The sequence below is a fragment of the Vibrio gallaecicus genome (genome assembly GCF_024347495.1).
GTDB lineage: Bacteria > Pseudomonadota > Gammaproteobacteria > Enterobacterales > Vibrionaceae > Vibrio > Vibrio gallaecicus.
Map to the genome: position 1 here is coordinate 2,565,129 of NZ_AP025490.1, position 21,556 is coordinate 2,586,684.

Consider the following 21,556-nt stretch of genomic DNA (forward strand, 5'->3'; position numbering starts at 1 on the left):
CGCATTACTATGACTCTTGATATTTCAAAGTACCCAACACTTGCTTTGGCTAATAAGCCAGAGGATTTGCGTCTACTTCCAAAAGAGACGCTACCGCAACTCTGTGAAGAACTGAGATCCTATTTACTGAATTCTGTGAGCCAATCAAGTGGCCACTTAGCATCAGGTTTAGGCACAGTGGAGCTAACTGTCGCATTACATTATGTTTATAACACACCATTTGACCAATTAGTGTGGGATGTGGGTCACCAAGCATACCCGCATAAAATCTTGACTGGTCGTCGTGATAAATTAGCTACGATTCGTCAAAAAGGTGGATTACACCCATTTCCTTGGCGCGAAGAAAGTGAATACGACACATTGTCTGTAGGTCACTCTTCTACTTCTATCAGTGCTGCACTTGGTATGGCGATCAGCGCTGAGAAAGAAGGTCAGAACCGTAAAGTCGTAAGTGTTATCGGTGATGGCGCTATTACTGCGGGCATGGCATTTGAAGCAATGAACCATGCTGGTGACATTCACAACGATATGCTTGTCGTACTGAATGACAATGAAATGTCTATTTCAGAGAATGTTGGCGCGTTAAATAACCACTTAGCTCAAGTCCTTTCTGGCAGCCTTTATACCTCGATCCGTGAAGGTGGAAAAAAGGTGTTATCAGGTGTACCACCAATTAAAGAACTGGTTCGTCGCACTGAAGAGCATCTGAAGGGTATGGTTGTACCTGGCACTATGTTCGAAGAGCTTGGCTTTAACTACATTGGTCCTGTTGATGGTCACGATGTTAATGAGCTAATCAAAACATTGAAGAACATGAGAGATTTAAAAGGTCCTCAATTTCTTCATATCATGACGAAAAAAGGCAAAGGCTACGAGCCTGCAGAAAAAGATCCTATCGGCTACCATGGCGTACCGAAATTTGATCCTGCACACTCAAGCTTGCCTAAGAGTACAAGCTCAAAACCGACTTTTTCTAAGATCTTCGGTGACTTCCTTTGTGACATGGCAGCTCAAGATCCAAAGCTAATGGCAATTACACCAGCCATGCGTGAAGGTTCTGGAATGGTTCGCTTCTCTAAAGAGTACCCTAACCAGTACTTTGATGTTGCTATCGCAGAACAACACGCAGTGACCCTAGCAACAGGTATGGCGATTTCTGGTGATAAACCAATTGTCGCGATTTACTCAACATTCCTACAGCGTGGTTATGATCAACTGATCCATGATGTGGCGATTATGGATTTACCCGTAATGTTCGCCATTGATCGCGCAGGTCTTGTTGGGGCAGACGGACAAACTCACCAAGGTGCTTTTGATTTAAGCTTTATGCGCTGTATTCCAAATATGGTCATCATGGCGCCAAGTGATGAAAATGAATGCCGCCAGATGCTGTATACCGGTCACCAACATACTGGTCCAAGTGCCGTTCGTTACCCTAGGGGTAATGGTATGGGCACTGAAATCCAAAGTGAATTTACTGCTCTAGAGATTGGTAAGGGACGGATTGTACGTCAAAGTAATAAAGTTAAGGGTGGTCAGAAAGTCGCAATTCTTAGCTTTGGTACTTTCCTTGAAAGTGCTCTAGAAGCAGCTGAATCTATCGATGCAACAGTCGCGGATATGCGATTTGTTAAGCCACTCGATGAAGCGCTTATTCAGTCTTTAGCAGCAGAGCATGATGTGCTAGTGACTATAGAAGAAAATGCCATTGCCGGTGGTGCAGGTTCCGGTGTTGTGGAATTCTTAATGCAAGAAAAACAGCCTATGCCAGTGCTGAATTTAGGCTTACCAGATAAGTTTATATCTCAAGGGACTCAAGGCGAGCTTCACGAAGAGCTAGGTTTAGATGTTAAAGGCATTCTTAATTCAATAACTACTTATGTATCTAAGTAAGCTAAGTAGTCGATATTACTTGAAGCTAAAAACAAAAAGGTTGACCAAATGGTCAACCTTTTTTAATGGGAAAAACTTAATGCTAGCAGCAAGGCTTCAACTTAGGTGCATCGTAGTTTTCTGGTTCATCTGAATAGATAGAAACATTAAATTTATCAACTAGCCCATCTTCAGAAACACATTGCTCTTCGAAGAAAGCCTGAATTTCACGACGCTGACAGTGTGCTTCGAACGCTTCGTTATCTGCCCAAATTTCATTGAATGCAATAGGGTAACTTTCCCCTTCAGCAAATGGGCTTTGAATATGACGTGTCACTGTATATTGGATGCAACCATCTTCACGTAAAGTGTTCGGTTCAAGCGCTTGTAGCACTTTAAATAGCTCATTTAATTTACCTTCTTTCGGTAGAAATTGAGCAATACAATAAACTTTCTTAGACATTTTTATTCCTATTATTCATTAACGACTAAACCAGCCAACCTGCATATCGAGCAATCGCATACAACGCGATACCAGCCATGATACCTGCAACGATATCATCAATCATAATACCTAAGCCGCCATGTATGCGCTTATCTAGCCAACCAATTGGCCAAGGCTTTACCATATCGAAAAAACGGAACAATATGAAACCCGTTAATAACCACTTCCAATCTGTTGGTGGAATATTGAGAAGTGGAACAAGGCCCATGGTGATCCAAAAGCCTGCAAACTCATCCCATACAATAGAGCCATGATCGTGAACTTTCATGTCATCAGAAGTCACTTGGCAAATTTTAATTCCAACAATACAGCTAATCACTACGGCAATTACATAAACTGGAAAAGGCAGCTGAACCAGCAGAAAATACAATGGAATAGAAGCCAAAGTACCCATAGTGCCGGGAATAATTGGAGACAAGCCACTTCCAAACCCTGTCGCTAATAAATGCCATGGGTTCTTCAATGAGATAAGTGATAGAGGGTTTGTCATTATTTCGCCTTAAAGTGATCGTAACCACTTAAATCCCAATTAAGTGGTTTATTGTTATCATGAATTTCAAAGTAGTCTACAGGTCTTATCTGGCCAATGCAGGTGACTTTTGTCCCTGCGTGCGCCAACGCACTCTCTAGTGACCCTTTATTTTCTTCAGGTACAGTAAAGCACAATTCGTACTCTTCACCACTGGTTAACGCATAATGCTGTGCTTTATCAATGGAGGTCGCATATTCCAATAATTCAACAGAGAGCGGTAGCAAACTTACATCTATACTTGCCCCTACTTCAGAGCGCTTCAAGATATGCTTAAGGTCAGCTATAACACCATCTGAAATATCAATGGCTGAAGAAGCAAGGTCGCATAATGCACGCCCAGCTAACACTCTCGGTGCACTCAAATAATGACGCTTTTCCAATTCTTCTGCGTTTGGACGTACTCGATTCTCTGTATCAAGCAACACTTCTAAGCCAGCTTTGCTATCACCCAAGTTTCCTGTAACGTAAATCCAATCACCAACTTTAGCTCCATCTCGGCGCAGTGCTTTACCCTCAGGTACGAAGCCTTGAACCGTTAAGGTTAAACTTAAAGGCCCCTTAGTGGTATCTCCGCCAATGAGCTGAATACCAAAATAATCAGCTAATTCAAAAAAGGAGTCACAAAAAGGAGCCAGCCATTCTTCATCGACTTCTGGCATCGTCAAAGCAAATGATACCCACGCAGGCGTTGCACCCATGGCAGCCAAATCACTGATGTTGGAAGATAGTGCTTTATGCGCTACCCATGCAGGGTTAGCTTCAGGAAGAAAATGAGTACCCGCAACTAAAGTGTCCGTACTTATTGCAATCTCAACATTGCTAGGCGGTTTCACAAGCGCACAATCATCACCCGCCGCTAAATGTACATCTTTTCTTTGTGGTTGTCGGTTTACGAAATATTTGTCAATCAGGTTAAATTCACCAGACATCAGATAAGCCTATTATTTTGTTTTTTGAACCTAGTAAACACGTACTCTTGTTAGCTATGTTGCTTTTTTAGTTACGTGTATTTAATCACTACAGTCACTTTATTTTAGCTACAAAAAAGGCCAGCATGATAGCTGACCTTTTATATTCGTTTATGAACGTATTACTTCTTACGTACATGTGGTGCAGCTTTATCAAGCACACCGTTAACAAACTTATGGCTGTCTTCTGCTGCAAATACTTTTGCAAGCTCGATAGCTTCATTGATGACCACTTTGTATGGTACATCTTCACGACGAGTCATCTCGTACATAGCTAAACGTAGAAGAGCCAGTTCCATCAAATCAAGATCTTGCATAGGGCGAGATACGAAAGGACGAAGCTTGCTATCTAGTTCCATGTGGCTAAGAGCAACACCAGTCAGTAGGTCGCGGAAGTATGCAACGTCTGTTTCTGGCATAGCAAGAGCAGGCTCTGCTGCATGATGCTCTTCTTCATCATACTTACCACCAGATAAGAACTGTTCTTCAACAGTAGCAACATTTTCTTTAGTAATTTGCCACGAATAAATTGCTTGTAGAGCAAATTGACGTGCGTTACGACGTGCGGCTGGTTTCACACTGGCCCCCATTAGGAATCGATTTCAGAAAGAACGTTGATCATCTCAAGTGCGCTTAGTGCAGCTTCTGCACCTTTATTACCAGCCTTGGTCCCTGCGCGTTCAATAGCTTGATCGATCGTATCAACAGTAAGAACACCAAATGCTACTGGAAGAGAATATTCCAAAGACACTTGTGCCAAACCTTTATTACATTCACTACAAACATAGTCGAAATGAGGCGTACCGCCGCGGATAACTGTACCTAGAGATACAATAGCGTCGAACTTACCTGTTTTTGCAACGCGTTGCGCTACAAGTGGAAGTTCTACCGCACCAGGACAACGAACAATAGTAATATTGTCTTCGCTTACTTGTCCGTGACGTTTTAAAGTATCGATTGCACCAGAAAGTAAACTTTCGTTAATAAAACTGTTGAAACGAGCTATAACGATAGCAATTTTTGCATTTGGCGCTGGGAAGCCACCCTCGATCACTTTCATAAGCCTTCCTTTAACTATATTCATCAAGTGAGAATCGCCGGATTCTAGCATAAAACTGTGAGCAATATCTAATGGAATTTAGGTTTATACCTTAACCACGCTATTGGAATTGCAAGCTAGAATTCAACTCAGAAAAATTAATAAAGGAAACATGGTTGTTTCCTTTATTTTTATATTGATAATTCACGTAATACTGTGTGTTTTCTTTTTTCGTAAAATACTAATGTGGGCACTTGAACAGCAAAAGCCACAATTACTCACACACATATTCCACAACATTAAGACCAAAACCACCAAGTGCGTGGTAACGCTTCGAACTTGAAGAAAGTAAGCGCATATCATGGACACCTAGGTCTTGTAGGATCTGAGAGCCAACACCAACACGACGAGAGGTACCTTGCTTCTTCGCCATCTTTGGCTGCTCGTTCTTATCTTGAGCTTCAAAGGTCTTCACTTTGTGAATCAAAGAATCAGACGACTCTTCGTTGCCAAGGATAACCAGCACTCCACCTTCGTCACCAATGCGCTTCATCGCTTTATCTAGCGACCAACTACGCTCTGTACCACGGTCTGAATGAAGAAGGTCTGTGAAAGTATCATGTAAGTGCACACGAACTAATGGAGCACCTGCTGATAAATCCCCTTTCTGCATGGCGTAATGAATTTGGTTATCGATAGTGTCACGGTAAGTAACAAGCTCGAAGTCACCAAACTCTGTCGGTAAATGGCACTGTGCAACACGCTCAATTGTGGTCTCGGTGTTGTTACGGTATTCGATGAGATCGGCAATCGTACCCAATTTGATATCGTGTTTTTCAGCAAACACTTCAAGGTCTGGACGACGTGCCATTGTGCCATCGTCATTAAGAATTTCGACAATAACAGACGCTGGTTCACAGCCCGCTAGACGAGCTAAATCACAACCTGCCTCTGTATGACCAGCACGGGTTAACACCCCACCTTCTTGAGCTGTTAAAGGGAAGATGTGTCCTGGCTGCACAAGATCAGCCGCTTTCGCATCTTTTGCAACGGCAGCCTGCACTGTGACAGCGCGATCAGAAGCTGAAATACCTGTAGTTACCCCTTCAGCAGCTTCAATCGAAACCGTAAAATTAGTGGTGTACTGGGCATTGTTATCTTGAACCATTGGCGCTAAACCCATTCGATTTGAGCGCTCTTTAGTCAATGTTAAGCAAATTAAACCGCGACCAAACATAGCCATAAAGTTGATGGCTTCTGGTGTTACATGCTCCGCAGCCATAATAAGATCGCCTTCGTTTTCACGATCTTCATCATCCATCAGGATAACCATCTTTCCTAGACGAATGTCTTCAATAATTTCTTGAGGAGTACTAATTGGCATTTTCTATTCCTATGAAATGGTTCAGCTTCCTAGAACCGACACGATTAAACCTGATGATATTACTTAACTTATGCTGTTTCAGTTAAGCAAAACCATTCTGCTGTAAAAATTCCATTGTAAGACGTGACTCAGGCTCAGCATTTTGCTGTTGCCCTTGTAACAAACGCTCCATATATCGCGCTAAAACATCCACTTCCAAATTTACTTTTCGCCCAACATTAAACTGGTCGATTGTGGTTTCGGATGAAGTATGAGGAACAATCGTCAATTTAAACGCGTTTTTACGTAAATCATTCACTGTTAGGCTAATGCCATCAACGGTAATTGACCCTTTTTGAGCGACATATTTAGATATCTCTTCAGGCATTTCTACCCAAAACTCGATGGCTCGTCCAACTTGGTTTCGCTCTATGATTTCGCCTACACCATCAACGTGACCAGAAACGATATGCCCACCAAAGCGCGTTGTTGGCAGCATGGCTTTTTCTAAATTCAATTTATCGCCAGCTTGGTAATCAATGAAACCGGTTTTTTTTAATGTTTCTAGTGAAAGGTCAGCGCTGTAGCTATTCTCGTCAAATTCAACCACAGTCAAACACACACCATTGGTCGCAATGCTGTCGCCTAATTTAACATCAGACATATCCAACTTATTTGCTTTTACCGTTACGGTAATATCTTCTCCACGAGGAGTGATTGCGCTTAGGGTGCCAACGGCTTCTACAATTCCTGTAAACATATTCAAGCTCTTGTATTTTTAACGTGATTAATTCGATGCTTTCCAGCGCGGTTTTGCAATAATGCGGATATCAGGACCTACCATTCTAAGATCGCTAATATCAAGGTCAATAACTTCAGACATTGAATCAATCCCAAGAGCACCCATTAGACCCCGTCCATCACTGCCCATAAGCTTAGGTGCTAAATAAAGGATTAGTTCATCAACAAGCTGCGCTTCCATCAGGCTTTTTGCCAAGGTAGCGCCCGCTTCAACCCAAACATGGTCAATATGATGTGCTGGTAACTGAGAAAAAAGAGCCTCTAGATCTAGCCCTTTATCAGATGCAATGACATGAATGTCAGCGTTACTTTCCGCTACTCTTAAGACTGCAGATTCAGAACGAAATAGCTTCAATTCAGGCGTCAGTTTATTTTGGCGATCTAAGATAATTCGGACAGGTTGACGTAATGCGTCTTTAAAATACTGGCTTTTTAAGTTCGTTGAGAAATCCTCCCAGCGAACATTCAGTGACGCATTATCATCAATAACCGTTTGGCTTGTTGATAATACGGCTCCAGCTTTTGCTCGGAAATGCTGAACATCTCTTCGAGCTTCTGAAGAAGTAATCCACTGACTTTCACCATTGCTCAGAGCGGTTTGCCCATCCAAACTGGCAGCCATTTTTAGTTGTACAAAAGGCTTACCCGTTTTCATTTTTTTTATGAATGCCGGGTTCAAATCATTCGCATCTTGCTCTAACAGCCCTACTTCAACAGTGATCCCAGCGTCTTGCAACATTGCAATACCGCGACCGGCTACCTGAGGATTAGGATCGACCATGGCACAAATCACTTTTGAAACTTGAGCCTTGATAAGCCCTTCAGCACATGGAGGTGTTCGACCATAATGCGAGCATGGTTCTAAAGTGACATAAGCTGTCGAACCTTTTGCTTGCTCGCCAGCCATTCTCATAGCATGGACCTCAGCATGAGGCTCTCCTGCTTTGTGGTGATAACCTTCACCAACAATATGACCATCATTGACAATCACACACCCTACATTTGGGTTAGGAGCTGTTGTATAGATACCACGCTTTGCTAACTGAATAGCTCGTGACATCATTTCAAAATCAAAGGGAGTAAATTTAGGCATGATAAGGCGTACTAGTCTTCTAATTTTGCGATTTCTTCACCAAACTCTCGAATATCTTCAAAACTACGATAAACCGATGCAAAGCGGATATAAGCGACTTTATCGAGTTCTTTAAGTTGGTCCATAACAAAGTTACCAATCATATCGCTCGGTACTTCTCGTTCACCAGTAGCGCGAAGTTGAGATTTGATGGTGCTGATTGCAAGTTCAATAGAATCAGCACTTACTGGACGTTTTTCTAATGCTCGTTGGACACCGCCCACCATTTTGTCTTCATTAAATGGTTCACGGTTTCCATTCGATTTAATTACTTTCGGCATCACGAGTTCAGCCGATTCAAAAGTAGTAAAACGCTCACTGCATGCTAGGCATTGACGACGACGACGCACTTGGTGCCCATCAGCAACTAGCCTCGAATCAATAACTTTAGTGTCGTTCTCTGAACAAAAAGGACAATGCATATCACCTCCAAACAATTATATTCAGTGTAACGGAATTGCTAAACGTTAGGAAAGAAAAAGGACCATTTAAGGTCCTTTACTCAGGTTGTACACCTATATATGCGGTTATAAATTAGTATTTATCACTCACTAGGTCGTACTCGCTGTCAGCTACGTGATGGATAAGTTTAACTTCGAACTAAGTAGTTCGCCTTGCCTACCCACTTATAACTGGTTAACTCTTCAAGCCCCATTGGCCCGCGGGCGTGAAGTTTTTGAGTTGAAACGGCCACTTCAGCACCTAAACCAAATTGTGCGCCATCAGTGAAACGAGTTGAAGCGTTGACATAAACCGCCGCTGAGCCTACAGAGTTAATGAATAGCTCTGAGCTTTCTAAGCTATTAGTCATGATAGCATCTGAGTGGCTCGCATTATGAATACGCATATGGTCAACGGCTTCTTTTACATCCGCCACGATTTTTACGCCTAGCGTGTAACTTAGCCATTCAGTATCAAAGTCACCTTCAACTGCGTCTCGCTGGTCAGCAAAGCCTACTAATAACTCTTTTGCACTCGCATCCGCTACTAAAGTCACTTTTCCATCTAATCGTGCTTTAAGTTTCGCTAGAAACTCTGGCGCAATCGCCTCGTGAACGAGCAATGAATCGAGTGAATTGCATGCTGATGGACGTTGAACTTTCGAGTTTTCAACAACATCAACAGACTTATCAAGATCGGCACTTTCATCAACAAAAATATGGCTAATGCCAAAACCACCAATAATTACAGGTATAGTGCTGTTTTCTTTACACATTTTATGTAATCCGGCACCACCACGAGGAATGATCATATCAACGTAGTCATCCAATTTAAGCAATTGAGAAACTAGCTCACGATCTGGCTTTTCGATGTATTGAACAGAAGCCGCAGGTAGCTTCGCTTTCTCAAGTGCAGATTGGATTACTTTTACCAATTCCATGTTTGAGAAAAACGTTTCTTTACCACCACGCAAAATACTCGCGTTGCCTGTTTTTAAACAAAGAGCAGCAATATCAATCGTCACATTAGGACGAGCTTCGTAAATTACGCCAACAACACCTAAAGGAACACGACGGCGAGAAAGTGACATGCCATTTTCTAAGACTTTGCTGTCAATTTCACTGCCTACAGGGTCATTTAAACTAATAACATTGCGAACATCGTTAGCAATTCCAGTCAGACGCTCTTCATTCAATAAAAGACGATCAAGTAATGCTTCTGTTAGACCTGCATCTCGACCTAATTGAATATCTTTCGAGTTTGCTTCTAAAATTGTGCTGGCATTTGCTTCCAGCTCATCAGCAATAATCGCTAGAGCTTGGTTCTTTTGCGCTGTCGAAGCAGTCGCAAGGTGAAAGGCAGCCTCTTTTGCCGCAATACCCATGTTAGTTAAATCCACGTTTAACTCTCCTAAATTCTGTCTGTCTCTGAATGCTATTCTAAGGGTGTGTTCTTCTAAAAAGTTATTCTTGAATCACAACCAAGTCATCACGATGAATGACTTCTGAACCATAGTCATAACCTAAAATCGCACCAATATCTTTACTGTGTTTACCGGCAATTTTTGCCAGGTCTTGGCTTGAGTAACTTGAAATACCACGAGCAATAACGGCTCCTTTCAAATCAGTCACTTGAGTCACTTCTCCACGAGAAAACTCTCCGCTGACTTTCGTCACGCCTTTAGCCAAAAGGCTACTACCTTTAGTGATAACGGCATTTACAGCGCCATCATCAATCATAATATCGCCAGCAGATGCCGGCCCAGCCAGAATCCAGCGCTTACGGTTTTCTAGCGCTTCGGCTAATGGTAAAAAGCGAGTGCCTTGCGGGTCATTGCTCAATGAGTCAAAAACCACATTTTCAGCACTGCCCGCTGCAATAATTACTTCAATACCAGCGCGACGTGCAATATCAGCAGCTTGCAACTTAGTCGCCATACCGCCAGTACCTAATGTAGAACCACTGCCACCCGCTATTTTACGTAGCGTATCATCAATGGTTTTTACTTCTTTAATAAGCTCAGCATTCGGATCTTTTCTTGGGTCTGCAGTGAACAGCCCTTTTTGATCCGTCAGAAGTAACAATTTATCTGCGCCACATAAAATGCCAACCAATGCCGATAAGTTATCGTTATCACCGACTTTGATTTCATTGGTGGCAACCGCATCGTTTTCATTCACGATTGGAATAATGTCATTGTCGACTAATGCATTTATGGTATCGCGGGCATTAAGGAAACGTTCACGATCGTCAAGGTCAGCACGGGTAAGTAGCATTTGACCAATTTTAATACCATAAATGGCGAATAATGATTCCCATGCTTGAATCAACTGGCTCTGCCCTACTGCCGCAAGCAACTGTTTGCTTGCCATTGAGTTGGGGAGTGCGGGGTAACCTAGGTGTTCACGCCCAGCAGCAATTGCACCAGACGAAACCATGACCACTGAATGGCCTTGTTTTTTTAATTCAGCACACTGACGCACCAACTCAACCATATGAGCTCGGTCTAATGCTAACGTTCCACCAGTAAGAACACTGGTACCTAGTTTCACAACAACAGTTTTACGCTGTGCTGCGGTTCCGCTTTGTTGATTTGTAGTCATTGGGTCTTTTATGGAATAAAACAAATAAGAGGTAATGTTTTAGCAATCAAAGCACCAATTCACAAGTAGAAAAGGTGCTAATTAGCACCTTTTTATCTTATCGAGGAAGGTAACGCTTAAAATCAGACGAATTCAACAGACTCTTCATCCAATTGAACATTGATTTCAAACTTTTTGGAAAGCTCATCTACCAACTTCTGGTGGAAGGCTTCTTGGGTACGGCTAACTTCTGCTACTGCTTTTTTCGGCAAAGCCTGTGAATCCCAATCACCAGCAACATTGTATCGACCAATGTTATATTTTGCCGTAAATCCATCTTCTGATCGGTTTAGCTCTAACCACCACCCCCAGAACTCGCGTTCTTCTGGTGACTTTTTGTCACTAACACATACTGATAAACAGTCAAAGATATAATGCCCATCTTCAGACTGAGGTTCCCTCAGATATGGTCCAATCGCTTTAAGTGCGGTCAACAAACGATAATGTGTAGGTTTCTTTGTCACTTCTGACATATTGAATCTCCATTTCAATGTTAAGAATGACGCCATCTAACAGTTTTTATAAATTATTGTTAAATGTCATATGCTTGCGCATACGTATATCATGCTTAACTAATTTAGGAGGAATGTCATCTAAATAATTCATCTTCCAGCCATTTTATCGCTAAATCGAGGGATTGCTCATACCCTTTTGTAATTGATTTAGATTTGATCATTTTGGCTTTACCGTAATCGCTGTAAATCGCAACCAATTGATTATCTGAATGAGGTGAGATTGGGTCGCCTTCTAGCGATAAAGCTAAAATCGGCACTCGAGTTTTGCTATTGGCAAGCAACCCTTGCACTTTCAGTGACCAAGCCATTAATTGCCCTGACAGACTATTAATATCGACCACACTTTTACCAAGACGTGATGCTAATACATCCAAATACATTTTGGGCATTTGTTTGAGTTTCTTGGAGTTTGCGAATATATCGTGAATAGGCGCCCCAAAAGTAACACAGGCTTTGATTTTCGTTTGCTCCATAAACGACAATCTAACCATTGCATTCCCGCCAAAACGAAAGCCAAATAGACCCACTTTATGGTGATCAACCCAAGGAATATTATAGAGCTCATTTAATACGGCTTGATGTAAACACGAAGAATCTTCAGATAAGTTCCAGTGAGAACTATGACCAATAGACGGCATATCTACCGTTAACATCGCAATATTTTTGGGAGCTAAGAAATCACGGAACAAACGCCACATATCGGTTTGTAGACTGTCTAAACCCGCACTCACAATCACAACTGGCTGAGGCTTATCCGTTTTGGTGAGGTGTAAATGCGCTTTGATTTTTTTATTCTCGTATGGAATCTCGATCTGCTTAACAATAAAATCGGTCTTTTTGATGGCTTCGCTGTATGCCGAATTCGCAAGGACTTGCGCCTGTGTCGCTAAATTATCGTTTTTAAGGTGAGGGTAACCAGCAATACTAAAACACAAAGATGCCGAAAAGAGCTCTTCTGCAGCACTGTTATCATCCAAGTTGTTTGAACGTTTTTGGTGTCGCATTCCCAATTTGGTCCACTCATACGCCCAGTTTCCACTGTGGTATCCCATCACAGTATCTAACCACTCATCACTCGTACGGGAATGAGTAGAAGAGGCGATTCTAGAAAGCACTTCTTCTTGTTCTATTGGATCAACACCCTGCCACACCCACTGCAAGCGCCTTAAGTTTCTATACCAAGCTTGATCTTGCTTTGCTTTCTTTTCGTCAAGCAATTCAATTGAACTTGGCATATAACGCGTGAGCATGGATGTCTCTTTAGCTTGCTTATGTTTTACAAACAAGGTTTCTGAGAGGTTGCTGCTGGTTTCTTTTGATTCAGACATGGGCTTACTTAGTAGGGAACTATTATTCTCATAATATAAAAAAAAATGCCCCAATAAAGGGGCATTTTTCATAAATCGTAACTAGAGCTTACTTTTGCTTGCGGTTAATAGGCTCAATAAACGTGATGCCTGTATCCCACGGTTGCTCAATCCAAGTGTCTTGAGCAATATCAACAATATAATCATCAAGTAAATCAGCGCCAGACGGCTTAGCACATACCGCAATAAGTTTTGCTTTCGGGTACATTTCACGAAGCTTACGGGCAGTATCACCGCTATCCACTAAATCTTCTACAATCAAGAAGCCTTCGCCATCACCTTCAGGCGCTTTAACTACTGTCATATCACGTTGGTGATCGTGGTCGTAGCTAGAAATACAAATCGTATCAACATGGCGAATACCCAGTTCACGAGCAAGAATTGCACCTGGAACTAAGCCTCCACGGCTTACAGCCCAGATTCCCTTCCACTGCTCTGCAGGCATTTGCTTTTCTGCAAGTTGGCGACAATATGTTTGCATGTTGTCCCAAGAGATGACGAATTTTGTAGTCATAGTATTGAACCTAATAGTTATAAGCTTGTTGGTTTACGAATTAAGCAGCAGTTAAAACGTATTTTAAAATAAAGATTGCAGACATCACCCACACACTAAGTGAAACATCACGGCCTTTACCACTTGCTAGTTTGATTGCAGCGTAAGCAATGAACCCTAGAGAAATACCTTCTGCTATAGAGAAAGTCAGTGGCATTAATAGACACGTCACGACAACTGGTGCAGCTTCCGTTAAATCACGCCAATCGATGCTAACTAAGCCAGATAGCATTAGAATTGCTACGTAGAAAAGCGCACCAGTTGTCGCGTAAGCGGGGATCATACCTGCTAATGGCGAGAAGAATAATGCAAGTAGGAATAAAATACCAACTACAACCGCAGTTAAACCTGTACGACCACCAGCCGCAACACCTGAAACACTCTCGATGTATGACGTTGTATTTGAAGTACCTAATAAAGCACCTACAGATGTAGCAGTTGAATCAGCCAGTAGCGCTTTGTTTAAACGTGGAATTTTTCCATCTTTACCTATTAGGTCAGCTTTTTGAGCCACACCCACAAGCGTACCTGCCGTATCGAAAAGATCGACGAACAAGAAAGCAAATACAACAGAGATCATACCAATTTCAAATACAGCTGAAAAATCTAACTGTAGAAATGTTGGAGCAATACTTGGCGGAGCAGAGATAATCCCCGCGTATTCAACATCACCAAAAATAAGGCCAAGACCTGTAACCGCTAAAATTGCGATCATTACACCGCCTTTAACACCGCGATGTACAAGAGCAATAGTAATGAAGAAACCAATAGAGGCGAGAACAGCAGGAACCGACGTAATTGCGCCCATAGAAACTAATGTCGCTGGGTTATCAACAACAATGCCTGCATTTTTCAGTGCGATAAACGCAAGGAATAAACCAATACCCGCAGAGATACCGGTACGCAGTGACATCGGAATTGAATTAATGATCCATTCACGAATGCGAAAAATGCTTAAGAAAATGAATAGCACACCGGAAACGAATACAGCAGCAAGTGCAACCTGCCATGTGTAACCCATGCCTAAAACAACGGCATACGTAAAAAATGCGTTCAACCCCATACCCGGAGCTTGTGCGATTGGGTAGTTTGCTACGAAGCCCATGATGAAACAACCAACGGCAGCAGCAAGACAAGTGGCAACAAATACAGCCCCATGATCCATACCAGCATCTGCTAGCATCGCTGGGTTTACAAAAATAATGTAAGCCATGGTTAAGAAGGTTGTTAAACCAGCAATGATTTCAGTGCGCACATTTGTGCCATTTTCACTAAGTTTGAATAGCCTTTCGAGCATTTTCATTTCCTATAAGGGTAAAGGTAAACGGTTGCGTAAACGATTGGCTTCGGATTATAAAGTTATCAAATAACAAATTCCAGATAGAATTAAGACTCTAATAGATATTTATGACAAACATTACGAAACTAAGGACATAACAGGGAGGGAGGGTTTTAATTTAGTGCTTATAAAACAATAAAATACATTAGATTACTATATGTAAATCTAATGGTGATTTTTTATACTTCACACCAATTTTCTAAACAATATAAGCCCAATAGCTCATCATCAACCTAATGAAATGCATTACAACTTCAACATAATTAGTTATAAGCATTGGTTATCTATGTCTGAGCTTAAAATTTACACACTGAAAGTAACAGGCAAAAAAAACGCCACTCTAAAATGAGTGGCGGTAGAATTACTCAACCAATATAGGTTGTAAGAAAAATTCTTAATAAATATAGGGGTGAACAAACTGTTCAAGTCACATGCAGTTGGTCTTAGTAACCAAAGCTTGTTGGGTATGCAAAGTTGCCAGTGTAAACAGAGTTGTTAATCCAGAACATTGCAGATGGTAAACCTTTCATAAATATCACCTTATTAAATCAATAAAAATTAAGTTTGATTTCTCAGTTCCATGGAGGCGATAAAACGGACTCTTCCTTTGAGCATTTCGTCTTCACTGCTGAAGTTGGTTTTAATATACCCTAAAGAATTTTTATTACAAGAATTATTTGCACTTCATCACATTTTTTATTAAAAAAAGCTAAAAACACTTAGTAAAATGTAATTAAATTACAAAAAAAGACAATTACAAACGTTTGCTTGACTAGTAATTATGCACTTACGCACTTAGCCATTGTTCTTTAGTGATCTTATAGACAAGACTCCTTTCAAATATTGAAACATTTGAAGCTTAGAAGCCCTACTCGTAAAAAGGCACTAGTGGTATGCTGTCGCCATCAAACAGAGCCATATTTTAGTTCTTTACTCTATATCTAGTTTTTTCATCTACATATTAAGTATGAACACTCCAATACCTGTGGCTAAAATATACAAAAGGAGTCATCCGTGTCTGAATTCCATTCTGAAATTAGCAACCTATCTCCAGCTCCAATCTGGCAGTTTTTCGATAAAATTTGTTCTATTCCGCACCCTTCAAAACATGAAGAAGCATTAGCTCAATACATTATCTCTTGGGCAAAAGAGCAAGGTCTTGACGTTCGCCGCGACCCAACTGGAAATGTCTTCATTAAAAAACCTGCAACACCAGGAATGGAAGGCAAGAAAGGTGTCGTACTGCAAGCTCATATCGACATGGTTCCACAGAAAAATGAAGATACAGTGCATGACTTCACTAAAGATCCTATCCAACCATATATTGATGGTGAGTGGGTAACAGCGAAAGGCACAACACTAGGTGCAGATAACGGCATGGGTATGGCTTCATGTCTTGCAGTATTGGCATCAAACGACATTAAGCACGGTCCTCTGGAAGTACTTCTAACTGTAGATGAAGAAGCAGGCATGACTGGTGCTTTTGGTCTTGAAGCTGATTGGTTAGAAGGCGACATTCTTCTAAACACAGATTCAGAGCAAGAAGGCGAAGTTTACATGGGTTGCGCTGGCGGTATTGATGGTGCAATGACATTTGATATCACTCGTGAAGCACTTCCTACAGGTTTTGTTACTCGTAAACTAACGCTGAAAGGCTTAAAAGGCGGTCACTCTGGTTGTGATATTCACACAGGTCGTGCTAATGCGAACAAACTACTTGCTCGTTTTCTAGCAGGTCACGCACAAGAGCTTAATCTACGAGTTGTTGAATTTAAAGGTGGTAGCCTACGTAACGCTATTCCTCGTGAAGGCTTCGTTACTGTTGCTGTTCCTAGTGAGAACCAAGAAAAACTGGCTTCTCTATACAACTTCTATACTGAGCTTCTTTCTACTGAACTTGGCAAAATTGAAGACAGCATTGTGACTTTTAACGAAGAAGCAACAGTTGAACTAGGTGTACTTGCACAAGCTGACCAAGCACGCTTTATCGCTGCACTTAACGCATGTCCGAATGGCGTGATTCGTATGAGTGATGAAATTGAAGGTGTTGTTGAAACGTCTCTTAACGTTGGTGTTATCACAACAGAAGAAAACTCAATCACTGTTCTTTGCCTAATTCGCTCTCTTATCGACTCTGGTCGTAGCCAAGTAGAAAGCATGCTTCATTCTGTTGCTGAATTAGCAGACGCGAACATCGCATTCTCTGGAGCTTACCCAGGTTGGAAGCCAGACGCAGATTCAGAGATCATGCACATTTTCCGTGACATGTACGAAGGCATCTACGGTCATAAACCAAACATCATGGTTATTCATGCTGGTCTTGAGTGTGGTCTATTCAAAGAACCTTACCCTGAAATGGATATGGTTTCTTTCGGTCCAACTATCAAGTTCCCACACTCTCCAGATGAGAAAGTACAGATTGATACCGTTGAACTGTTCTGGAACCAAATGGTTGCTCTACTAGAAGCTATTCCTGAAAAAGCATAGTTGCTTTAATTGCTGTTTGAAAGAAACACAATTTATAAGAACAAAATAAAACAGGTACTCATTGAGTACCTGTTTTTCTATCTACAAAGCTATTTCATTATGCAAAGTGATCTCATAACGAACGACTTAAGCACGCGAATCTGCGTATGCTTCTAATTCTGTCATTGAAGTTTGAGAGATCATTTCTCCATCAAGGAAGTAAGTCACAACTTCACCTTCACGAATACCAATCAGCGTCGCTTTCTCTCCAGATAAATACGTAATATTCATTTGAATAGTATTTTCGTCAATCTGCTGCATCTCACCTTTTTCAATCATATGAACGTTTGAAATTGGTCCTACTGGAGCTTCTGTTAATGACTTATCCAGTTGATCATTAATATCGATGTAAGTATCCATCTTCGAATCAAAGATATGTGGTGTACCCGTGATTGGGTTTTTACCTGTCCAAAATTCCAGTGAGTTAATCACTAAATAATCAGCAGCAACCGTTAAACCATAAACTGGGGCTAATAGAAGGTTCAGACCACCACGTGCGTAACGGTTATCTACCGCCTTAAGGTTGAACTTCATTAAGTATCCAGTCACAGCATTGCTACCAACGCAGCCAGACAAAGCAACCGCCACAACAGAAAGTGCGACAATTTTAGCAATTGATTTTTTCATGATTATCTCTATTTCAACAGTACCCCCACAAAATTGGGGGGCTGGATGATACCGATAAACAATTTTACTTTTATCAGGGAATTGTCAGAAATGAAGCTAAAACCAGATTGCTCAATTAAAGTTATAGCATTGTTTTAAAAGAGAATAACCTAAAAAAACATCTCATGATTAATATTATTTGTCGTGACCTCAAAGCGATTGATTCGTACTAAAAATCAACGATTGTTACATTCCCCCAAAAGCATAAATCACTTTAATGGGAACTCTCTACGATGGCACGACTAAAACCGAATAACCCTTTTGAAATGCTTGGGTACACTGTACTGCCCGGTCAGAGAATGGAGATTGAGCTGCAAGCCGCTCAGCTATACACTCACTCACCACTTTCTATCCCTATTGAAATCATTCATGGCCGTCAAGCTGGACCAACCTTAATGGTCAATGCTGCAATACATGGTGATGAGTTAAACGGTGTTGAGATAGCAAGACAGCTCACCAACGCAATTGAGCCGAATAAGCTTAAAGGAACATTAATTGTGGTTCCTATTGTGAACGTATTTGGTTTTATACATAAATCTCGTTACCTGCCAGACCGACGTGATTTAAACCGATGCTTCCCGGGTAGTGAAAAAGGCTCATTAACATCACGTATTGCTTATACTTTTTTCGAAAGTGTCGCGAAGCATTGTGACTATATTTTGGATCTACATACAGGTGCGATCCACCGAACTAACTTGCCACAAATTCGTGCGAATTTATCTAACCCAGAAACTCTGAGAATGGCAAAAGCCTTTGCAACACCTGTTATTATTGATTCACCACTAAGAGATGGTTCATTACGAAGTGAAGCGGAAAAACTGGGAATTCCAGTTCTGACATATGAAGGCGGAGAAGCATTACGTTTTGATCACTTAGCCATCCGAGCGGGTTACTTAGGTATTCACCAAGTAATGAAAGAAATTGGCATGTTAAGACCAAACCGTAAAAAGCTACCAGAACCAGTGATTAGTCGATCAACCAGTTGGATTCGCGCTGAATCAGACGGTATTTTACGTAATATGGTTAGGCTAGGTGAAAAGGTAGAAGCAGGGCAAACTCTGGCTTACATTAGCTCACCACTTGGTCACCAAGAAACTCAAATCAAAACATTGAAAGGCGGAATTGTAATTGGACAACAAACCCTTCCTTTAGTAAATGAAGGCGATGCAGTCTTCCACCTTGCGTATTTCAAGCAAGATGATGACGATGTTGAACAAACCGTTGAAACCTACATTGAAGAAGTGGCTGAAGATAATTGGCTAACTGAGCTTAACAACTAGCGCTTAATTACTAGCGTTCAATGGCTAAAGTGAAGAACGAATAAAAAGATTCACTAAAACTAAAAAGCCCCGATATACACTCAGAATGAGTAAACATCGGGGCTTTTTTATGCGCTCATTCTAAAGAGAAAAAGCGCCATCAATTTAGGCTAATTACTCAGCGTCAAAATCATCAGCTTCACGAGCTTTTGCACGTGCTTCACGAGCTTGCTCTGCTTTTAGTTCTTTAGTGTGACGAATTTCATCACGTTCTTTACGCTGTTCAGATTTACGCTCGTTACGCTCAGCTTGGTTCTTAATGAAACCAGCTAGTTCTTTTTCAGCCCACTCTTTTGCAAGCTCTTCTGTTTCAAAACCGTTTTCACGTTTAGAAACGGTAGTGCTGCGAGACGTTACTTGGCGAGTGATTTCAGCCGTCCAACCAGTGCGTTTTTCAGAAAGGCGGATATCGAATTTTTTGCTTTTAGACATGTATTTTTATTTCCTAAGGGAGATCATTAAGGGATCGGTCAACTTTGATAACTCCATCTAAGTGAGCATCTTTCAACACCATCCCTTGGTAAGCGCGGTATTAGAGCACAATTCAATACACATTGCTGCAAATATTTGCCGTAGATCACACCTTCTTTGCTTGTGCCCTTTCACTCTTGCATTAGCCAGTTAACCAGGATGCCCATCAACCCTTGGAGTTAATAACATTAAGCCGAATTTCCACATGAACATCACATAAGCTAACACCCAAAGCCCTGCGCTAATGTTAACCATTTCTATCAGATATACAGGGAAAAAAGCGACACCAACACTGCGCACTAACGCGGCAACAAATATAGCGAAAAAAGCAATCGCCATGCTCGGACCTTTGTAGATCGCTCGACCAGTGTGTCCCATTGTTACTCGTGAAATCATCGCAATGATTAGTCCGCCTAAAGCGCCAATCGCAAATAAGTGAATCATATTGTGGTTGGCAAATGGATTATCCAGCAAGCCTCGTAATAACAAGCTCAACGGAATACAAAGATAAGCAGTATGTAAAGACCACACTAAAGGCTCAGACAATGTTAACCATGGCTTCCAACGCATAAAACGAACAAGTTGCGCGATACCAGCCAGCACCATTAATGGCGCCCCCACCTGTGCAAAAGTCAGCGGGAAGAAACTTAAAATGAATAATGCGACGAGCGGTAAGTTCGCAACCCACTCTAACCAAACCAGTGGTTGGGCTTTTTCAAAATTAAAGCGACGCGCGGTAAAGAAAGGAATAACCCTTCCCCCCATGACTGACAGTAACAGGGTAAACCACCACAACATGGCCTGCCACACCGCCGAAGAAGGGAAAGGAGGAAGACCTTTAATGGTTGCGTAACTCGCAAAGTTCGCCACGATTGCCAATATAAATAAAGGAACGAAGAATAAGTTTTTCCACCCTTTAGAGCGAACCACTCTAAAGCCCACTTCGTAAGCAACCATTAATAAAAACACCGCTTCGATTGAGGAAATTAACCACATTGGCGCAGGCGTCCAAAATAGTATTCTTGGTGCTAGCCATAATGCCACCAGCACACCTAACCTGTGATGCTTGGTTCCATTGACGCCTGTCCAAGTTTGAACAGCAGTGAGCACAAAGCCTACGACAATTGCCATTGAAAATCCAAAAAGCATTTCATGAACATGCCACCACAAGGCTGGTACTTTTAGCATGTCAGGCTGACCGTATTGAAACATCCAAGCCCAAGCCGCAATGGCAATAACCGCATAGGCACTGCCCAAGAAAAAGAACGGTCTGAACCCTAAGCGAAGATAAGCGGGAATAGCATCCTCAACACTTTTATCGGTGATATTTAACAAATTCACTCCTAACACTCTAAATGGCAATATAAGCTTAAGGTTATATTACACTCAATCATTCAATTACCCATATCAATGCAGATTTCAAGCCAACAGTATAAAACCAATAAAATCAGCACTTAACAATACAAACCTAGCTAAAATAAAGTCATAAAGACTCACCACAAAAG

Annotated in this window: 21 protein-coding genes; 3 read left to right on the forward strand and 18 right to left on the reverse strand. The window is 41.5% G+C overall.

All coding sequences use genetic code 11. From position 1 onward, the window contains the following. Positions 1-9 precede the first annotated feature (9 nt). Positions 10-1,893, forward strand: a complete 1,884-nt coding sequence (dxs, locus tag OCU78_RS11070; RefSeq protein WP_137373512.1) for a 1-deoxy-D-xylulose-5-phosphate synthase — start codon at positions 10-12, stop codon at positions 1,891-1,893. 82 nt (positions 1,894-1,975) lie between these two features. Here the strand turns inward: dxs and OCU78_RS11075 are convergent, their stop codons facing one another. The 15 genes from OCU78_RS11075 to OCU78_RS11145 form a co-directional block, all read right to left on the reverse strand. Next, positions 1,976-2,335: a putative quinol monooxygenase gene (locus OCU78_RS11075; RefSeq protein WP_137373511.1), complete on the reverse strand. Its 360-nt coding sequence runs from the start codon at positions 2,333-2,335 to the stop codon at positions 1,976-1,978. 25 nt (positions 2,336-2,360) lie between these two features. After that, complete coding sequence (pgpA, locus tag OCU78_RS11080; RefSeq protein WP_137373510.1) at positions 2,361-2,867, reverse strand: phosphatidylglycerophosphatase A; 507 nt, start codon at positions 2,865-2,867, stop codon at positions 2,361-2,363. Next, positions 2,867-3,838: a thiamine-phosphate kinase gene (gene thiL, locus OCU78_RS11085; protein ID WP_137373509.1), complete on the reverse strand. Its 972-nt coding sequence runs from the start codon at positions 3,836-3,838 to the stop codon at positions 2,867-2,869. The genes pgpA and thiL overlap by 1 nt, the downstream gene beginning before the upstream one ends. Before the next feature lie 161 nt (positions 3,839-3,999). Continuing rightward, positions 4,000-4,467, reverse strand: a complete 468-nt coding sequence (nusB, locus tag OCU78_RS11090) for a transcription antitermination factor NusB (protein ID WP_137373508.1) — start codon at positions 4,465-4,467, stop codon at positions 4,000-4,002. Further along, positions 4,467-4,937 carry a 6,7-dimethyl-8-ribityllumazine synthase gene (gene ribH / locus OCU78_RS11095; RefSeq protein ID WP_137373507.1) on the reverse strand — a complete coding sequence of 157 codons (471 nt, stop codon included), beginning with the start codon at positions 4,935-4,937 and terminating at the stop codon, positions 4,467-4,469. The genes nusB and ribH overlap by 1 nt, the downstream gene beginning before the upstream one ends. A 253-nt stretch (positions 4,938-5,190) precedes the next feature. Further along, positions 5,191-6,300 carry a bifunctional 3,4-dihydroxy-2-butanone-4-phosphate synthase/GTP cyclohydrolase II gene (gene ribBA / locus OCU78_RS11100; RefSeq protein ID WP_137373506.1) on the reverse strand — a complete coding sequence of 370 codons (1,110 nt, stop codon included), beginning with the start codon at positions 6,298-6,300 and terminating at the stop codon, positions 5,191-5,193. Between the two features lie 82 nt (positions 6,301-6,382). Next, positions 6,383-7,039, reverse strand: coding sequence for a riboflavin synthase (locus tag OCU78_RS11105; RefSeq protein WP_137373505.1), 657 nt, complete (start codon positions 7,037-7,039; stop codon positions 6,383-6,385). A gap of 27 nt (positions 7,040-7,066) precedes the next feature. Further along, positions 7,067-8,143: a bifunctional diaminohydroxyphosphoribosylaminopyrimidine deaminase/5-amino-6-(5-phosphoribosylamino)uracil reductase RibD gene (gene ribD, locus OCU78_RS11110; RefSeq protein WP_137373619.1), complete on the reverse strand. Its 1,077-nt coding sequence runs from the start codon at positions 8,141-8,143 to the stop codon at positions 7,067-7,069. 41 nt (positions 8,144-8,184) lie between these two features. Beyond that, positions 8,185-8,634 carry a transcriptional regulator NrdR gene (gene nrdR / locus OCU78_RS11115; protein WP_137373504.1) on the reverse strand — a complete coding sequence of 150 codons (450 nt, stop codon included), beginning with the start codon at positions 8,632-8,634 and terminating at the stop codon, positions 8,185-8,187. Between the two features lie 167 nt (positions 8,635-8,801). Then, positions 8,802-10,052: a glutamate-5-semialdehyde dehydrogenase gene (locus OCU78_RS11120; RefSeq protein ID WP_137373503.1), complete on the reverse strand. Its 1,251-nt coding sequence runs from the start codon at positions 10,050-10,052 to the stop codon at positions 8,802-8,804. Positions 10,053-10,116: 64 nt separating this feature from the next. Beyond that, positions 10,117-11,256 carry a glutamate 5-kinase gene (gene proB / locus OCU78_RS11125; protein WP_137373502.1) on the reverse strand — a complete coding sequence of 380 codons (1,140 nt, stop codon included), beginning with the start codon at positions 11,254-11,256 and terminating at the stop codon, positions 10,117-10,119. A gap of 122 nt (positions 11,257-11,378) precedes the next feature. Beyond that, entirely contained in the window at positions 11,379-11,768 is a 390-nt protein-coding gene (gene crl, locus OCU78_RS11130) for a sigma factor-binding protein Crl (RefSeq protein ID WP_137373501.1), read from the reverse strand. A gap of 116 nt (positions 11,769-11,884) precedes the next feature. Beyond that, positions 11,885-13,138: an esterase FrsA gene (gene frsA / locus OCU78_RS11135; RefSeq protein WP_137373500.1), complete on the reverse strand. Its 1,254-nt coding sequence runs from the start codon at positions 13,136-13,138 to the stop codon at positions 11,885-11,887. A gap of 88 nt (positions 13,139-13,226) precedes the next feature. Next, entirely contained in the window at positions 13,227-13,691 is a 465-nt protein-coding gene (locus OCU78_RS11140) for a xanthine phosphoribosyltransferase (RefSeq protein ID WP_137373499.1), read from the reverse strand. Positions 13,692-13,731: 40 nt separating this feature from the next. Further along, positions 13,732-15,027, reverse strand: a complete 1,296-nt coding sequence (locus OCU78_RS11145) for an NCS2 family permease (protein WP_137373498.1) — start codon at positions 15,025-15,027, stop codon at positions 13,732-13,734. A 1,056-nt stretch (positions 15,028-16,083) separates the two neighbouring features. Between OCU78_RS11145 and OCU78_RS11150 the strand changes: the two genes are divergently transcribed. Then, the gene (locus OCU78_RS11150; RefSeq protein ID WP_137373497.1) at positions 16,084-17,556 is read left to right on the forward strand and encodes an aminoacyl-histidine dipeptidase; all 1,473 of its coding nucleotides are present in this window, start codon (positions 16,084-16,086) and stop codon (positions 17,554-17,556) included. Between the two features lie 126 nt (positions 17,557-17,682). Here the strand turns inward: OCU78_RS11150 and OCU78_RS11155 are convergent, their stop codons facing one another. After that, on the reverse strand, positions 17,683-18,222 hold the full coding sequence (locus tag OCU78_RS11155) for a DUF3332 domain-containing protein (RefSeq protein WP_137373496.1): 540 nt from the start codon (positions 18,220-18,222) through the stop codon (positions 17,683-17,685). Between the two features lie 272 nt (positions 18,223-18,494). Between OCU78_RS11155 and OCU78_RS11160 the strand changes: the two genes are divergently transcribed. Next, complete coding sequence (locus OCU78_RS11160; protein ID WP_137373495.1) at positions 18,495-19,541, forward strand: succinylglutamate desuccinylase/aspartoacylase family protein; 1,047 nt, start codon at positions 18,495-18,497, stop codon at positions 19,539-19,541. Between the two features lie 153 nt (positions 19,542-19,694). Here OCU78_RS11160 and OCU78_RS11165 read toward each other — a convergent pair whose 3' ends face one another. Both OCU78_RS11165 and OCU78_RS11170 read right to left on the reverse strand, forming a co-directional pair. Further along, on the reverse strand, positions 19,695-20,012 hold the full coding sequence (locus OCU78_RS11165; protein ID WP_137373494.1) for a DUF3622 domain-containing protein: 318 nt from the start codon (positions 20,010-20,012) through the stop codon (positions 19,695-19,697). 189 nt (positions 20,013-20,201) lie between these two features. Next, entirely contained in the window at positions 20,202-21,386 is a 1,185-nt protein-coding gene (locus OCU78_RS11170) for an NnrS family protein (protein ID WP_137373493.1), read from the reverse strand. Positions 21,387-21,556: the final 170 nt, after the last annotated feature.